Genomic DNA, 15,111 nt, shown 5'->3' with positions numbered 1-15,111 from the left:
CGACATAAGGAAAGGCGCAAAGCTGATGACCGGGAACAATTTTTCTGAAGGTACCCCATCCGCCGACCTCCGGCCGGTGCTGTGGCGCAACGCGCGCTTGGCAACGCTTGCGCCTGAAAAGGACGGGCTCGGCATCGTCGAAAAGGGTGCCCTGCTCACCGAAAACGGCCGCATCACCTTTGCCGGTGCCGAAAGCGAGTTGCCGGCTTCGGCCATCGAACGTTCCGACATCGTCGATCTCGAAGGCCGCTGGGTCACTCCAGGCCTCGTCGACTGCCACACCCATATCGTCCACGGCGGCAACCGCGCCCGCGAGTTCGAGATGCGCCTCGCAGGGGCGACCTATGAGGAGGTCGCGCGTGCCGGCGGCGGCATCGTCTCGTCAGTGACGGCGACCAATGCGCTGTCGGTCGAGGAACTTGTCGGCGCGGCGCTGCCGCGGCTCGATACGCTGCTTGCCGAAGGCGTGACGACGATCGAGATCAAATCCGGCTACGGGCTGAATCGATCCGGCGAAGTGAAAATGCTGCAGAGCGCCCGCCTGCTCGGCCATCTGAGACCGGTCCGCGTCGCCACCAGCTATCTCGGCGCCCATGCGACGCCGGTGGAATACAAGGGCCGCAACGGCGACTATCTCGATGATGTCGTGCTGCCCGGCCTCGACGACATGTATAATCTCGGCCTTGCCGACGCGGTCGACGGCTTCTGCGAAGGCATCGCATTTTCGGCTGCCGAGATCGCCCGCGTCTTCGACAAGGCCAAGGCGCTCGGCCTGCCGGTCAAGCTGCATGCCGAGCAGCTCTCCAATCTCGGCGGCGCCAAGCTGGCGGCCGCCTATGGCGCGCTGTCCGCCGATCATCTGGAATATCTCGACGAGGACGGCGTTGCCGCAATGGCCGCGGCCGGCACCGTCGCCGTGCTCCTGCCCGGCGCCTTCTATGCCATCCACGAGAAGCAGAAGCCACCGGTGGAGGCGCTGCGCCGGGCGGGCGTGCCGATCGCGATTGCCACCGATTGCAATCCCGGCACCTCGCCGCTCACCTCGATGCTGCTGACCATGAACATGTCGGCGACGCTTTTCGGCCTGACCGTCGAGGAATGCATCGCTGGCGCCACCCGCGAAGGCGCCCGCGCGCTCGGCCTTATCGGCGAGACCGGAACGCTCGAGCCCGGCAAATCAGCTGATTTTGCCGTCTGGAATATCGAAAGCCTCGCCGAGCTCGTCTACCGCATCGGCTTCAATCCGCTTCACGCACGCGTCTTCAAGGGCGAAAGGAACGGTCGATGACCATCACGCTCCACCCGGGTTCCGTCTCCCTCAGGGATTTGGAAATCATCTATTGGACCGGCGAGCCGGCAAGGCTCGATCCTGCCTTCGATGCCGGCATCGCCAAGGCCGCCGCCCGGATCGCCGAGATCGCCGCCGGCAATGCGCCGGTCTACGGCATCAATACCGGCTTCGGCAAACTCGCCTCGATCAAGATCGACAGCGCCGATGTCGCAACCTTGCAGCGTAATCTCATCCTGTCGCATTGCTGCGGCGTCGGCGCGCCGCTGCCTGAAAATATCGTCCGGCTGATCATGGCGCTGAAACTGGTCTCGCTCGGGCGCGGCGCCTCGGGCGTGCGGTTGGAGTTGGTGCGGCTGATCGAGGGCATGCTGGAAAAGGGCGTCATTCCGCTGATCCCCGAAAAAGGCTCGGTCGGCGCCTCGGGCGATCTGGCGCCGCTCGCCCATATGGCGGCGGTGATGATGGGCGAAGCCGAAGCCTTCTTCGCCGGCGAACGTCTGACTGGTGCCGAAGCCCTGGAAAGGGCCGGGCTGAAGCCGGTGGTGCTTGCTGCCAAGGAAGGCCTGGCGCTGATCAACGGTACCCAGACCTCGACCGCACTGGCGCTTGCCGGTCTCTTCCGCGCCCATCGCGCCGCGCAATCGGCGCTGATCACCGGCGCCATGTCGACCGACGCCGCCATGGGCTCTTCGGCGCCCTTCCATCCTGATATTCACACCTTGCGCGGTCACAAGGGCCAGATCGACACGGCATCCGCCCTGCGGGCGCTGCTAGATCAATCCGTCATTCGCCAGAGCCACATCGAGGGCGACGAGCGTGTGCAGGATCCCTACTGCATCCGCTGCCAGCCGCAGGTCGACGGCGCCTGCCTCGATCTCTTACGCTCGGTCGCCCGCACGCTCGAAATCGAGGCCAATGCGGTCACCGACAATCCGCTGGTCCTCTCGGACAATTCCGTCGTTTCCGGCGGTAATTTCCACGCCGAACCCGTGGCCTTCGCCGCCGACCAGATCGCGCTTGCCGTCTGCGAGATCGGCGCGATCTCCCAGCGCCGCATCGCGCTGCTGGTCGACCCCACCCTCTCCTACGGCCTGCCGGCCTTCCTCGCCAAGAAGCCTGGCTTGAATTCCGGCCTGATGATCGCCGAGGTCACCTCGGCGGCGCTGATGTCTGAGAACAAGCAGATGTCGCATCCGGCCTCGGTCGATTCGACCCCGACCTCAGCCAACCAGGAAGACCATGTCTCGATGGCCTGCCACGGCGCCCGCCGCCTGCTCGGGATGACCGAGAACCTGTTCGCCATCATCGGTATCGAGGCGCTGACCGCCGCCCAGGGCGTCGAACTGCGCGCGCCTTTGTCGACCAGCCCGGAGCTTTTGAAGGCGATCACCGCGATCCGCAGCAAAGTTCCGACCCTCGATACCGACCGCTACATGGCGGGCGACCTAGCCGCGGCGGCCGAACTGGTGGCGACGGGGGCGCTGAACGCCGCCGTTTCGAATGGCATCTTGCCGGTTCTTGAGGGTTGATCGTGATGTATGTGCACTTGGTACCCCCCTCTGTCCTGCCGGACATCTCCCCCACAAGGGGGGAGATCGGCTGGGGGGACCCACTCGCTCCAACATCGATTGTTTGGGGAGATGCCATCTGCGAGTCGATCTCCCCCCTTGTGGGGGAGATGTCCGGCAGGACAGAGGGGGGTGACGCCCCAAACGCTGGAGCGCTTTGCCCATGACCACACCATACGAAATCCGACAGGGCACCTCCCCCGTCATCCTCGCTTTCCCGCACACCGGCACCGATGTGCCGCCCGGGATCGCCGACCGTCTCAACGACAATGGCCGGATCCTGGCCGATACCGACTGGCACATCCACCAGCTCTATGACGGGCTGCTCGACGATGTCACGACCGTGCGCGCCACCTTCCACCGCTACGTGATCGACGCCAATCGCGATCCAGAGGGCGTCAGCCTCTATCCCGGCCAGAACACCACCGGCCTCGTCCCCCAGACGGATTTCGATGGCAAGCCGATCTGGAAGGACGGGCAGGCGCCTGACGAAGCCGATATTGCCGCACGGCTGCGGGATTTTCACGCGCCCTATCATGCCGCACTTGCTGCCGAGATCGAGCGCGTCAGGGCAATCCGCGGTGTGGCGATCCTCTATGATTGCCACTCGATCCGCTCGCATATTCCCTTCCTGTTCGAAGGCAAGCTGCCGGATTTCAATATCGGCACCGATATGGGCAAGACCTGCGACGGCGCCATCGAGCAGGCGACCCTCACCGTCGTTGAGGCCGCCGAAGGTTACGACAGCGTGCTCAACGGCCGCTTCAAGGGCGGCTGGACGACCCGCCACTATGGCCGGCCCGCGACCGGCGTGCACGCGATCCAGATGGAGCTTGCACAGTCGACGCATCTGCAAACCGAGACACCGCCTTTCGCCTACGACACCGCGAAGGCAGACCGACTTCGCGTCCATCTCAGAGACATTCTGCTGCGCATCGAACAAATTGCACCAGACCTGAAACGATAACGACAGGGGAACCGCCATGAACAATCCACGTCATAACATCCGTGAAATCCGCGCGCCCCGCGGCAACGAGCTCAATGCCAAGAGCTGGATGACCGAAGCGCCGCTGCGCATGCTGATGAACAATCTCGATCCTGACGTCGCCGAGAATCCGAACGAACTCGTCGTTTACGGCGGCATCGGCCGCGCTGCCCGCACCTGGGAGGATTTCGACCGCATCGTCGCGACGCTGAAGACACTGACGGAAGAAGAAACGCTGCTGGTGCAATCCGGCAAGCCGGTCGGCGTTTTCCGCACCCACAAGGATGCGCCGCGGGTGCTGATCGCCAATTCCAACCTCGTGCCGCATTGGGCGACCTGGGACCATTTCAACGAGCTGGATAAGAAGGGCCTCGCCATGTACGGCCAGATGACGGCCGGCTCGTGGATCTATATCGGCACGCAGGGCATCGTGCAGGGCACTTACGAGACCTTCGTCGAGGCCGGCCGCCAGCATTACGGCGGCAATCTCAAGGGCAAATGGATCCTGACCGGCGGCCTCGGCGGCATGGGCGGCGCCCAGCCGCTCGCCGCGGTCATGGCCGGCGCCTGCTGCCTCGCCGTCGAATGCAATCCAGACTCGATCGATTTCCGGCTACGCACCCGCTATGTCGACGCCAAGGCCGAGACGCTCGACGAAGCGCTCGAGATGATCGACCGCTGGACCAAAGCCGGCGAAGCCAAATCCGTCGGCCTGCTCGGCAATACCGCCGAAATCCTGCCGGAAATGGTCCGCCGCGGCATCCGCCCCGACATGGTCACCGACCAGACCTCGGCGCACGACCCGATCAACGGCTACCTGCCGAAGGGCTGGACGATCGCCGAGTGGAAGGCCAAGCGCGAAAGCGACCCGAAGGCAGTGGAAAAGGCCGCACGCGCCTCGATGCGCGAGCATGTCGAAGCGATGATCGCCTTCTGGGACGCCGGCATTCCGACGCTGGACTACGGCAACAATATCCGCCAGGTCGCCAAGGAAGAAGGCTTGGAAAACGCCTTCGCCTTCCCCGGCTTCGTGCCGGCCTATATTCGCCCGCTGTTTTGCCGCGGCATCGGACCCTTCCGCTGGGCAGCCCTGTCAGGCGACCCGGAGGATATCTACAAGACCGATGCCAAGGTGAGGGAGCTGACCCCCGGCAATACCCACCTGCACAACTGGCTCGATATGGCCAGGGAACGCATCGCCTTCCAGGGCCTACCGGCGCGCATCTGCTGGGTCGGTCTCGGCGATCGTCACCGCCTGGCTTTGGCCTTCAATGAAATGGTCAGGAACGGCGAGCTTTCCGCTCCGATCGTCATCGGCCGCGACCATCTCGACTCCGGCTCCGTCGCCTCGCCGAACCGCGAAACCGAAGCGATGAAGGACGGTTCCGACGCCGTCTCCGACTGGCCGCTGTTGAACGCCCTGCTCAACACCGCGTCGGGCGCCACCTGGGTGTCGCTGCATCATGGTGGCGGCGTCGGCATGGGCTTCTCCCAGCATTCGGGCGTCGTTATTTGCGCCGATGGCAGCGACGATGCGGCCAAGCGCCTCGAGCGGGTGCTCTGGAACGACCCGGCAACCGGCGTCATGCGCCACGCCGATGCGGGCTACGACATCGCCCTCGACTGCGCCCGGGAACAGGGCCTGCGCCTGCCCGGCATTCTCGGGAACTGAACCCGGTGAGGATCCTGCGCGCCGGCGATCACAAGCGCATGCCGTGGAAAAACGGCGGCGGCGAAACGGTGGAGATCGCCGTTTCGCCCGAAGATAGCGGCCTTGCCGGCTTCGACTGGCGCGTCAGCATGGCGACCGTCGCAACCGACGGGCCGTTCTCGATCTTTCCCGGTATCGACCGCACGCTTGTGATTCTCGACGGCAACGGCATGACGCTCGACATCGAAGGCAGGACGCCGGCGCTGCTGACGACGGCGAGCGATCCCCTCGCCTTTCCGGCGGATATCCCGGTCGCCGCCAGGCTCGAGGACGGCGCGATCACCGATCTCAACGTCATGACCCGCCGCGCGGCCCTTGTTCACACGCTGGCGCGGCTCGAAATCGATGGCGGCAGGACCCTACCGCTGACGGCGTCGACATGCATGCTGCTCTGCCACCGCGGCGCGCTGTCGTTCCGGCAGGGCGATGAAACCGGCACGCTTGCATCAGGCGATGCGCTACTGATGACGGACGCAGTGGGAATCGAACTCAAAATCGATGGCGAGGCAACCTGTTATCTTGCTTCGATCACCGCCGGCTAATCTTAGCCAACGGCTTGAAAAAATTGAATAATCAGAAACGGTTCGGGCATCGGCGCGGACCGTTGCGATTTCCGGCCATGGACGTCATTCCTGCTTTCGGTCTAAACTTTGCCTTTCTGATGCAGAAGAAGACCTAGATTGTCCGGACGTGCCGGGTAGCAATGGAGCAGGCGTGACGGATCCCTACGATATTCTCGGCGTTGAACGCGATGCGGACGAAGCGAAGCTGAAGGCTGCCTATCGTCGCCTGGCGAAGGTCGCCCACCCGGATTCGGGTGGTGATACGGAAGCCTTTGCCACTCTGCAGAAAGCCTATGGGCTGCTTCTCGATCCGGTCCGTCGCAAGGTCTACGACGATACCGGCTACGACGTCGAATTCGCCGATGCCGCCGAGCTGCAGGCGCTTGTCATGATCGAGAAACTGGTCACCGACGCGGTGCTCGACGAGCGCGTGCCCGGAAGTTTCGATCCCGTCGCCGTCATGCAGGAAAGCCTTTCCGAGGAACTGCGCAAGGCGCGTTTCAGCAAGAGCGAGCTGGAACGCCATGCCTCGCGCATCGGCCTGCATCTGGAACGGCTCGAAAAACAATCCGGCCGCGATGTGCTCGCCCACATGTTCCGCGCCCGCATCGAAGCGATCGGCAAGGCGGTCGCGGAAACCGAGGCGAAGATCAAGGCGACGGAACGCGCCGCCGATATGCTCGCCGGCTATGTCTACGACATCGACCCGCCGCCGCTGCCGGAGGCCGCAGTCGCCAGCATCGAATGGGCCGAGCCCTCCAGAAACCGCTCGGCCGGCTGATGGCTTGCAGGCTCAATAGGACAGCTTCGGATACCAGTCCGGCGCCCGGCCTTCCGGGGTTGAATCGAGCACGGTCCAGAGCGGCATCAGATCCGGAGCACCGCGCGGATCCTCGCCGGGATCGGCCGTCACCCCGCCCATCTCTCCGCCCCAGAAATGGCGGATGGTGCCGTCGCGCCGCGTGAAGACGTTGAAAGCGGCGTCATCGCTGCCATCTTTGCCGATGGCGTGATAGTCGCGGCTGTATTCATCCGTCGTGTCGGAATAAAGCGGCAGGTGATGCCAGCCGCGCTCCTTCTTGAAGGCGATCAGCCGTTCGAGCGGCGAGCGGGCGACGACGGCAAGCGCCACGCGCTGCTGCATATCGGGCACCTCGCCGTCCCAGGCCGACAGCAGCGAGGTGCACATCGGGCATGGGCGCTCCCGTTGCGGCCCGAACATGTAGCTGTAAACGACCAGCGTTTCCTTGTCGGCGAAAAGCTCGCTAAAACCGATCGGACCGTCAACACCTTCGAAGCGGTAGTCTTTTGTCACCTTGCCGCCCGGCGGCAGCGCCCGCCGCTGGACGGCCACGCGTTCGATATGGCGGCGCAATTCGATCTCTTCGGCGAGCAGCGCATCGCGGGCGCTGCGATACGCCTTGCTCTCATTGGGGAAGCGGACGCCGTTCTTTGCCGCAAGCACGGCGGCGGGGACTAGATGCTGATGATCCATGACATTTCCTCCTTCTGTTGCCGCACGCTTGCAGCACATCGTTGGGATGACGATCGGCGGATGCGAAAATCGACAGCGCGGAGACTAAAAAACGACAGGACGAAAAAAATCCCACTTCGGAATCCCGAAGGACTGCCGCTTCGGGATTCCGAAATCCGCCGGGTTTTTCGAGGAGTCACTGCGAAAAAACATGCCATGATTTCAATACCCCAACCAATTTCGGGATTCCGAAGTGCTATATAGAGTATGGTGGGAGTTCGTCACGATCGCCCGCATCGAAACAAACGCCTCGATAAAGGCAATGGCTGAAAAGCAAAAAGGGCGCTCGACCCTCGCGGGGAGCGCCCTTATCCTGTCGGACAGCGAACGGCTCGACGGCGTCGATACCACACGCATCCATTTTCAGGCAGAAGGGGTATATGGACCCTCCAAGCCTGGGTTTCAAGAGACTGTTCCGCACGGCAATCGAGTCAACCGCTAGAAGGCCACTCCGGTGACGGGATTGACCACCGGCCGTTCGCTTTTGTCGCCCGCCCCAGCCGGCTGCACCGTCGGTGGCGCCAGCGATTCTGCGTCGGCGGGCTCCGGCTTTTCGGGAACGGCGCTGACATCTTTGGGGCGCCGCTGCTCGGGCTTTACGTTTTCGTCATTCGTCGACATTGTCGGTCTCCTTTCAGGCAAGAAGTCACGGCCTTCGAGATGGTTCCGATGACGCTATGGAGGATTGCCGATGCTCGACAGATTTCTGCTCCAGGGGCCGCAGGATGCGCGCTTCACCATCCTGCTGGCGCATGGCGCTGGAGGGCCGATGGATTCGGCGTCGATGGCAGCAGCGGCGGAAGCGCTTGCCGCCGCCGGCTTCCGCGTCATCAGGTTCGAATTCGCCTATATGGCCGCCCGCCGCACCGGAGGCCGCAAGCCGCCGCCGCGCGCCGAAACCCTCATTCCCGAATATGAGGCGGCGATTGCCGAACTCGGCGTCAGCGGCCCGCTGATCATCGGCGGCAAGTCGATGGGCGGCCGGGTCGCCAGCATGATCGCCGACGATCTCCATGGCAGGGGCAAGATCGCCGGCCTGCTCTGCCTCGGCTATCCCTTTCACCCGCCCGGCCAGCCGGAGAAGCTGCGCACTGCCCATCTCAAGGGGCTGGCGACACCCGCGCTGATCTGCCAGGGGACGCGCGACGAATTCGGCACGCGCGACGAGGTGCCGGGCTACGATCTCTCCGATAGGATCGAGATCCTCTGGCTCGAAGACGGCGACCACGACCTCAAGCCGCGCAAGACAGTCTCCGGCTTCTCCGCTGCCGATCACCTCGCCACGATGGCGAAGACGGCCAAGGCCTGGGCCGAGCGCCTCTAGCTTGCCAACTTCCTGACATCGATGTGCCGGTCGGTGGCGGAGACGGTGATTTCGAAGTGATCGGCCTGCACCACGTCGCGGATGTTGCGCGGCCGGTGCGCGGCGATGTTCACCCCGCCTTTCAGCCGGACGCTGTCATAGAGGATACCGGCGCCGCCGCTCGAACGCACGTCTTCGCCCAGCACCTGCGACGCAGCATAATTCGTGCCGTCATAGACATCGGGCCGCAGCCTCTGTTCGCCGCGAATGTCGAGATAGTCTCCAACCAGGGTGGCGCCGTAGCTTCGATAGGTGCGCGCCATCGTCGCGACACCGCGCGCGACCGTTTCGCGCCGGAGATGATGGCCGACCTCGGCGGCGGCTGTCCTGAGATGGTCGGCGGCATACCAGGCGCCGAGATCCGGGCCGTTGAAGCGCATGCCGCCGGGCGCGACATGCAGGAATGCTGCCATGACAATGCTGGCATTGGGCGTGCCGTAGACCCATTCAGCCTCTGGAAGCCTGCGGATGCGGTCGGCGACGAGGCGATCATTGGTCCAGCCGACGAGCTCCATCACGGCTTCGAGATCGGCGGCCCGCGTCACCGTATCGAAAAGCCCGATCGGCGGAAATTGCGATGGGATCAGCCGGTAGGACGGATGCGGCGCTTCGGCAAAACGATCGCTCACCGGAAGACGATGTCCGCATCTTCGTAAGGCGTGAATGCCTCGTCGAGCCTATTCGGCTGCATATAGACACCGCCGCGGGCGCCATCGAGAAACCGGCGTACGGTCATCAACCCGTCCTGAGTTCCATTGGTAACGATATCGAGCGGCGGATGGCCGCCGAAAACCGGCGTCTGATGCGGCATGCGCAGCCAGGCGACGCCGGCGCGTTCCCCGGCAAACAGCACGCCGAGCGCCTGATGGATGCCGAGTACGGCGGAAATCCGGGTCAGCGTATCGACATCAAGTGTGAATGCCCCGTGCTCGCGGGCCTGCTTGGCCCAATTGTGGTAGGTCGAGCGGGAGGGATAACCGAGCACGAGCAGGCGCTGCTCTTCGCTCAACCCCCAGAGATCGGCGATCGCCAGGAAGGTTCGCAGCGCCGGAGCACTAAGCCTTTTCCGATTTACAGGGGCAAAGCGGTCGGTTTCCAGCCGCTGTGGCCCCTGGCCTTCCCGTTGCTCTTTGCGTCGCGCATGCAGCATAACGGCCTCCAGTCTTGAATAGATATAGTCCAAATCTGGACATACATCAACCGGATTTCAAGCGGTTGTTCTTCCGACTGCCGGTTCGGGCGTCACCATAATCCAGGCAGTAGCCGGTAGCGGATCTTGCGGCGGTATTCGGCATAACCCGGCAGGTCTCTTACCAGATGCTTCTCCTCGTCCAGCAGCCGCGCGACGAGTCCGCCTAAGGCAGGAGGGATGGCAAGCAAGCCCCAATACGAGCCGAGCGACAGCGGTATGCCAACGAAGAGCACAAGCGCCGCCGCATACATCGGATGACGCACGATGCTGTAGAGCCCGCTCGAAATGACCCGCTGATCCCTGCGGATCTCGACCGTCGCCGAGGCGAAGTTGTTCTGCCGCAGGACCAGGAAGCAGCCGTAAAAGCCGGCTGTGACCAGGATGTTGCCGAAAATCACAACCGACGCCGGAACGGCCGACCCGCCGAACCGATAATCGAGCGCCGAGCCGATGAAGAGCGCAATCAGCACGATGCCGTTGAAAAGCTGAATACGCTTCTGTGCCGGCTCCCGCTCCGCAGCCGGCCCGACACGCAGCCGCTGTTCCAGCAAGGCGCGGTCATATTTCAGGAAATAGGCTGTCGTCGCAACGATCCAGGCGGAAAAATTGAGAAAGAACAACCAGCCCTGCCAATAGGACAGCGAACCTGCAGCGACGAAGATCATCACCGCGAGCACGGCGACGAATTTCACCGTCGCTTCCGTCGCCCGCCTGCCGAGATTCTTCTTTTGATCCTCCATCGGCCCACCTCCATTATGTCAGGAAACCTCTCCTGCCGCCTCGCGGATCGTCTGCATCAGGATCGATTGCGGCACCGACGGCACGGCATCGGCGCGCATCGTCAGCCCGACCGGACCCCTGGTCTCGCCGGTATCGACCGGCAGCAGCGCCAGCCGCCCGTCGGCAACGTCATCGGCCACCACGCCGTTGGAAATGATCCAGATCGCGTCGCTTGAGCGCAGGAAAGCGCGGCCGAAGGCATCCGAGACCGTCTCGATCTGGTTCGGCAGGCTGGAGACGCCGTTGGCGATGAGGAAATTTTCGACCACCGGCCGGATGATCGAACCCCGCGTCGGCATCAGCACCGTGTAATCGCCGAAACCTGAGAAGGGCGATTGCCCGCCGCCGAGCAGCGGATGGCCGGCGCGCACGGCAAACACCACCTGCTCTGAATAGAGATGCTCGAAGGAAAAGCCCGCCATCTTCTCCGCCCCCGCCAGCCGTCCGACGACGACATCGAGATCGCCGACGCGAAGCTGCTCCAGCAGCACGGCATTCTCGCCGGTGACGATCTTCACCCGGCTCCAGGTCCGCTCTTTGAGGAAAAGCTCCATCGCCCGCGGCATGATACGCGACGACACCGTCGGCAGGGTGCCGATCCGGATCGGCGGTGCATCGGCGAACTGCTCCTGCGAGACGGAATCGAGACCCTGGCGCAACGCCGTCAGCGCCGCCCCGGCATGGCGCAGGAAGACCTCGCCGTAGCGGGTGATCTTGATGCCGCGGCCATCGCGCTCGAAGACGGCGACACCCAGCACCTGCTCCAGCTCGCGGATCGTCTTCGTCACCGCCGGCTGGCTGACATGCAGCAATTCGGCCGCCTTCATGACGCTCTTCTGCCGCGCCACCTCGACAAAGGTCTGCAAATGACGAAACTTGACGCGGCTGTCGATCATCGTTCACATAACTCCAGGGTTATCGAAAAGTTGATAAATATCATTTTACTTAACCGGATCAACCAGTCAGTTTCATCTTTAGGGGTGTGTGTCGTTGGATCGGCTTTGTATGCCGGGACGAGTTTGCCTACCCCGCATCCCGTCATCCTCGGGCTTGACCCGAGGATCCATACCGCGGCTGCTGATGGGTGCCGCGTGGATGCTCGGGTCAAGCCCGAGCATGACGGAGAATGGGGGACGGACGGAGCCATTCGCGGCGTTGGCGACTGTGTAAGCCGTTTATGAGGATTTGAAGGACGGGTCGAAACCGGTGGCTCGACCCAGCAGGCTAAGGCAAGGGGCGCCAACCCCGCATTCCGTCATCCTCGGGCTTGACCCGAGGATCCATACCGCGGCTGCCGGTGGGTCCTGCGTGGATGCTCGGTTCAAGGGCTGGGATGACTGAGGGCGCAAATGGCTGCCCCTAACCCTCTCCCCGCCAGCGGGGAGAAGGGGATATGCCGGATGAGGGGCTTCCCCTGGCTGAACTGGCTTGATGACGGAGGAGATTGAAGTGCAGTTCGCCCGCATAAACGACGTGACGATCCATTATCAGGTCATCGGCGCGCCTGCCGACCGGCCGGTGATCGTTTTCATCAATTCACTCGGCACGGATTTCCGCATCTGGCGCGACGTCGTGGTACGGCTGGCCGGGGACTACGCCATCGTGCTTTACGACAAGCGCGGCCACGGGCTTTCCGATGTCGGCCAGCTCCCCTGCTCCATTGAGGACCATGCGACGGATCTCGCCGGTCTGCTCGATCTGCTCTCCGTCAAGAATGCGGTCATCTGCGGTCTCTCGGTCGGCGGCCTCATCGCTCAGTCGCTCTATCAGCGCCGGCCGGATCTCGTCGGCGCCCTCATCCTCAGCGACACCGCCCATAAGATCGGCACGGCTGAAAGCTGGAACGCCCGGATCGCCGCCGTCGAGAAAAACGGCATCGGCAGCATCGTCGATGCCATCATGGAGCGCTGGTTCACGCCTGCCTTCCGCCGGCCCGAAAGCACCGCCTATTCAGGCTATTGCAACATGCTGACGCGCCAGCCGGTCGAGGGTTATATCGCCGCCTGCGAAGCGATCCGCGATGCCGATTTCACCGAGGCGGTAAAGAAGATCACTGTCCCGACCATCTGTATCGTCGGCGACCAGGACGGCTCGACGCCCCCCGATCTCGTGCTTTCCACAGCGAAGCTGATCCCGGGCGCCCGTTACGAGGTCATCCCGGATTGCGCCCACATCCCCTGCGTCGAGCAGCCGGAAGCGCTAACGGCGATCATCCGCGCCTTCCTGACATCTCTTCCGCCTGGAGAAACCAACCGATGAACGAAACCGCCTCCTCCTCGGAGCGCCACCGGCAGGGCATGGCGACCCGCCGCGCCGTGCTTGGCGACGCCCATGTCGATCGCGCCGCAACCGCTGCGACCGAGTTCGACCGCCCCTTCCAGGAGCTGATCACCGAAGCCGCCTGGGGCCATGTCTGGTCGCGCCCGGGGCTGACTAAACGCGAGCGCTCGATCGTCACCATCGCGCTGCTGGCGGCGCTCGGGCAGGACGACGAGGTCGCCATGCATGTGCGCGCCACCGCCAATACCGGGGCGACCCGTGAGGATGTCTGCGAGGCGCTCTTACATGTGGCGATCTATGCCGGCGTTCCCGCCGCCAATCACGCGATCAAGATCGCCAAGCAGACCTTTGCACAAATGGACGCCGAAAAGGCGGCCTGAGGGGGAGAAATGTCCGAACTACCGAACCGCAAGCCGGAGACCGGCGCCTTCTTCGCCCGCGACCGCGCCTGGCATGCGCCGGCGCTGACCCCTGGCTACAAGACCTCCGTGCTGCGCGCGCCGCAGCGGGCGCTGCTCTCGCTCGACGGCACGATCTCCGAAACCACCGGCCCGGTCTTCGGCCATTCGATGCTCGGCGAGCTCGACAACGACCTGATCCTGAATTATGCGCGGCCCGGCGAAAGCGCCATCGGCGAGCGCATCATCGTCCATGGCCGCGTGCTCGACGAGCGTGCCAAGCCGGTTGCCGGCGCGCTGGTCGAATTCTGGCAGGCCAATGCCGGCGGGCGCTACCGCCACAAGAAGGAAAGCTATCTGGCGGCGATCGACCCGAATTTCGGCGGCTGCGGCCGCGCCGTCACCGATGAGGAAGGCCGCTACCATTTCCGCACGGTGCGGCCCGGTGCCTATCCCTGGCCGAACGGCATCAACGACTGGCGCCCGGCCCATATCCATTTCTCGGTTTTCGGCCACGGCTTTGCCCAGCGCCTGATCACCCAGATGTATTTCGAGGGCGATCCGATGATCTGGAAATGTCCGATCGTCGGCACCATCCCCGACAAGGCGGCGATCGAGCAGCTGATCGCACCGCTCGACTGGGGCAATACCATCCCGATGGATTCACGCGCCTATAAATTCGATATCGTGCTGCGCGGCCGCCGCTCGACGATGTTCGAAAACAGGCTGGAGGGCAATTGACCATGCAGCAGCTCGGCTACCTCAAGGAAACCCCGTCGCAGACGGCCGGCCCCTATGTCCATATCGGCCTGACGCCGAATTTCTGCGACATAACGGGTGTCTACGACAGCGACCTCGGCACGGCGATGGTCAACGACAAGACGCTTGGTGAACGCATCACCGTCACCGGCCGCATCCTCGACGGCGCCGGCGCCCTGGTGCGCGATGCCGTCATCGAGATCTGGCAGGCCGACAGCGCCGGCCTCTACAACAGCCCCTCGGAAATGCGCGGCGCCGCCGATCCCAATTTCACCGGCTGGGGCCGCTGCCCGACCCGCACCGAAGACGGCGTCTACAGCTTCGAAACCATCAAGCCCGGCCGCGTCCCCTTCAAGGACGGCCGCAGACAAGCCCCGCACATCACCTTCTGGATCGTCGCCCGCGGCATCAATATCGGCCTGCACACGCGGATGTACTTCCCTGAGGAGACCGAGGCCAACGCCGCCGACCCGCTGCTTCTGCGCATCGAACATCGCGAGCGCGTCGCAACCTTGATCGCCACCCGCGACGGCGCCACCTGCCATTTCGACATCCATCTGCAGGGTGCCAAGGAGACGGTGTTTCTGGATATCTGAGGGGCTGGCCAGCGGCTTGTCCTTGAGGTTCAGTGCAAGGAGCCCCCTCACCCTGTCCTCTCCCCGAGGGGAGAGGGGAACAGTGCCATAC

The 15,111-nt window shown here is 63.8% G+C and carries 17 protein-coding genes; 11 read left to right on the top strand and 6 right to left on the bottom strand.

Features of this window, described 5'->3' with window-relative positions:
* Positions 1 to 25: 25 nt before the first annotated feature.
* The 6 genes from hutI to GR197_RS19980 all read left to right on the top strand — a co-directional run bounded on the left by hutI (position 26) and on the right by GR197_RS19980 (position 6,899).
* On the top strand, positions 26 to 1,288 hold the full coding sequence (hutI, locus tag GR197_RS20005) for an imidazolonepropionase (protein WP_164012630.1): 1,263 nt from the start codon (positions 26 to 28) through the stop codon (positions 1,286 to 1,288).
* Positions 1,285 to 2,820, top strand: coding sequence for a histidine ammonia-lyase (hutH, locus tag GR197_RS20000; RefSeq protein ID WP_164012629.1), 1,536 nt, complete (start codon positions 1,285 to 1,287; stop codon positions 2,818 to 2,820). Before hutI ends, hutH begins: the two co-directional genes overlap by 4 nt.
* Before the next feature lie 202 nt (positions 2,821 to 3,022).
* A complete protein-coding gene (hutG, locus tag GR197_RS19995; RefSeq protein ID WP_164012627.1) occupies positions 3,023 to 3,826 on the top strand; it encodes an N-formylglutamate deformylase in 804 nt (267 codons plus the stop codon).
* Between the two features lie 16 nt (positions 3,827 to 3,842).
* Positions 3,843 to 5,516: a urocanate hydratase gene (gene hutU / locus GR197_RS19990; protein WP_164012625.1), complete on the top strand. Its 1,674-nt coding sequence runs from the start codon at positions 3,843 to 3,845 to the stop codon at positions 5,514 to 5,516.
* 5 nt (positions 5,517 to 5,521) lie between these two features.
* Entirely contained in the window at positions 5,522 to 6,097 is a 576-nt protein-coding gene (locus GR197_RS19985) for a HutD family protein (RefSeq protein ID WP_164012623.1), read from the top strand.
* Positions 6,098 to 6,269: 172 nt separating this feature from the next.
* A complete protein-coding gene (locus GR197_RS19980) occupies positions 6,270 to 6,899 on the top strand; it encodes a DnaJ domain-containing protein (RefSeq protein WP_164012621.1) in 630 nt (209 codons plus the stop codon).
* Positions 6,900 to 6,911: 12 nt separating this feature from the next.
* On the opposite strand, the gene GR197_RS19975 is transcribed toward GR197_RS19980, so the two are convergent.
* Together GR197_RS19975 and GR197_RS19970 are read right to left on the bottom strand one after the other, a co-directional pair.
* The gene (locus GR197_RS19975; RefSeq protein WP_164012619.1) at positions 6,912 to 7,613 is read right to left on the bottom strand and encodes a DUF899 family protein; all 702 of its coding nucleotides are present in this window, start codon (positions 7,611 to 7,613) and stop codon (positions 6,912 to 6,914) included.
* A 477-nt stretch (positions 7,614 to 8,090) separates the two neighbouring features.
* Entirely contained in the window at positions 8,091 to 8,273 is a 183-nt protein-coding gene (locus GR197_RS19970; RefSeq protein ID WP_012555298.1) for a hypothetical protein, read from the bottom strand.
* Between the two features lie 70 nt (positions 8,274 to 8,343).
* Here GR197_RS19970 and GR197_RS19965 point away from each other — a divergent pair, with 70 nt between their 5' ends.
* On the top strand, positions 8,344 to 8,976 hold the full coding sequence (locus GR197_RS19965; protein ID WP_164012616.1) for an alpha/beta hydrolase family protein: 633 nt from the start codon (positions 8,344 to 8,346) through the stop codon (positions 8,974 to 8,976).
* Here GR197_RS19965 and GR197_RS19960 read toward each other — a convergent pair.
* The 4 genes from GR197_RS19960 to pcaQ form a co-directional block, all read right to left on the bottom strand.
* Positions 8,973 to 9,644, bottom strand: a complete 672-nt coding sequence (locus tag GR197_RS19960; protein ID WP_164012614.1) for an RES domain-containing protein — start codon at positions 9,642 to 9,644, stop codon at positions 8,973 to 8,975. The genes GR197_RS19965 and GR197_RS19960 overlap by 4 nt on opposite strands.
* A complete protein-coding gene (locus tag GR197_RS19955) occupies positions 9,641 to 10,165 on the bottom strand; it encodes an MbcA/ParS/Xre antitoxin family protein (RefSeq protein WP_164012612.1) in 525 nt (174 codons plus the stop codon). Before GR197_RS19955 ends, GR197_RS19960 begins: the two co-directional genes overlap by 4 nt.
* Positions 10,166 to 10,257: 92 nt before the next feature.
* A complete protein-coding gene (locus GR197_RS19950) occupies positions 10,258 to 10,947 on the bottom strand; it encodes a methyltransferase family protein (RefSeq protein WP_164012610.1) in 690 nt (229 codons plus the stop codon).
* An 18-nt stretch (positions 10,948 to 10,965) separates the two neighbouring features.
* Positions 10,966 to 11,883, bottom strand: coding sequence for a pca operon transcription factor PcaQ (gene pcaQ / locus GR197_RS19945; protein ID WP_164012608.1), 918 nt, complete (start codon positions 11,881 to 11,883; stop codon positions 10,966 to 10,968).
* Between the two features lie 553 nt (positions 11,884 to 12,436).
* On the opposite strand from pcaQ, the gene pcaD reads away from it, so the two are divergent.
* The 4 genes from pcaD to pcaG are packed head-to-tail and all read left to right on the top strand — an operon-like array spanning position 12,437 to position 15,020.
* Positions 12,437 to 13,246 (top strand): 3-oxoadipate enol-lactonase, encoded by an 810-nt coding sequence (gene pcaD, locus GR197_RS19940; RefSeq protein WP_164012732.1) that lies wholly within the window; start codon positions 12,437 to 12,439, stop codon positions 13,244 to 13,246.
* Complete coding sequence (pcaC, locus tag GR197_RS19935) at positions 13,243 to 13,647, top strand: 4-carboxymuconolactone decarboxylase (RefSeq protein WP_164012606.1); 405 nt, start codon at positions 13,243 to 13,245, stop codon at positions 13,645 to 13,647. Before pcaD ends, pcaC begins: the two co-directional genes overlap by 4 nt.
* A 9-nt stretch (positions 13,648 to 13,656) precedes the next feature.
* A complete protein-coding gene (gene pcaH / locus GR197_RS19930; protein WP_012555305.1) occupies positions 13,657 to 14,406 on the top strand; it encodes a protocatechuate 3,4-dioxygenase subunit beta in 750 nt (249 codons plus the stop codon).
* 2 nt (positions 14,407 to 14,408) lie between these two features.
* Entirely contained in the window at positions 14,409 to 15,020 is a 612-nt protein-coding gene (gene pcaG, locus GR197_RS19925) for a protocatechuate 3,4-dioxygenase subunit alpha (protein WP_164012730.1), read from the top strand.
* The last annotated feature ends 91 nt before the right edge of the window (positions 15,021 to 15,111 follow it).

The organism is Rhizobium phaseoli (assembly GCF_010668805.1).
In the GTDB taxonomy this organism is placed as follows: domain Bacteria; phylum Pseudomonadota; class Alphaproteobacteria; order Rhizobiales; family Rhizobiaceae; genus Rhizobium; species Rhizobium phaseoli_A.
Note: the sequence above shows the minus strand (reverse complement) of the source record. Positions and strands in the feature narration are given on the sequence as shown.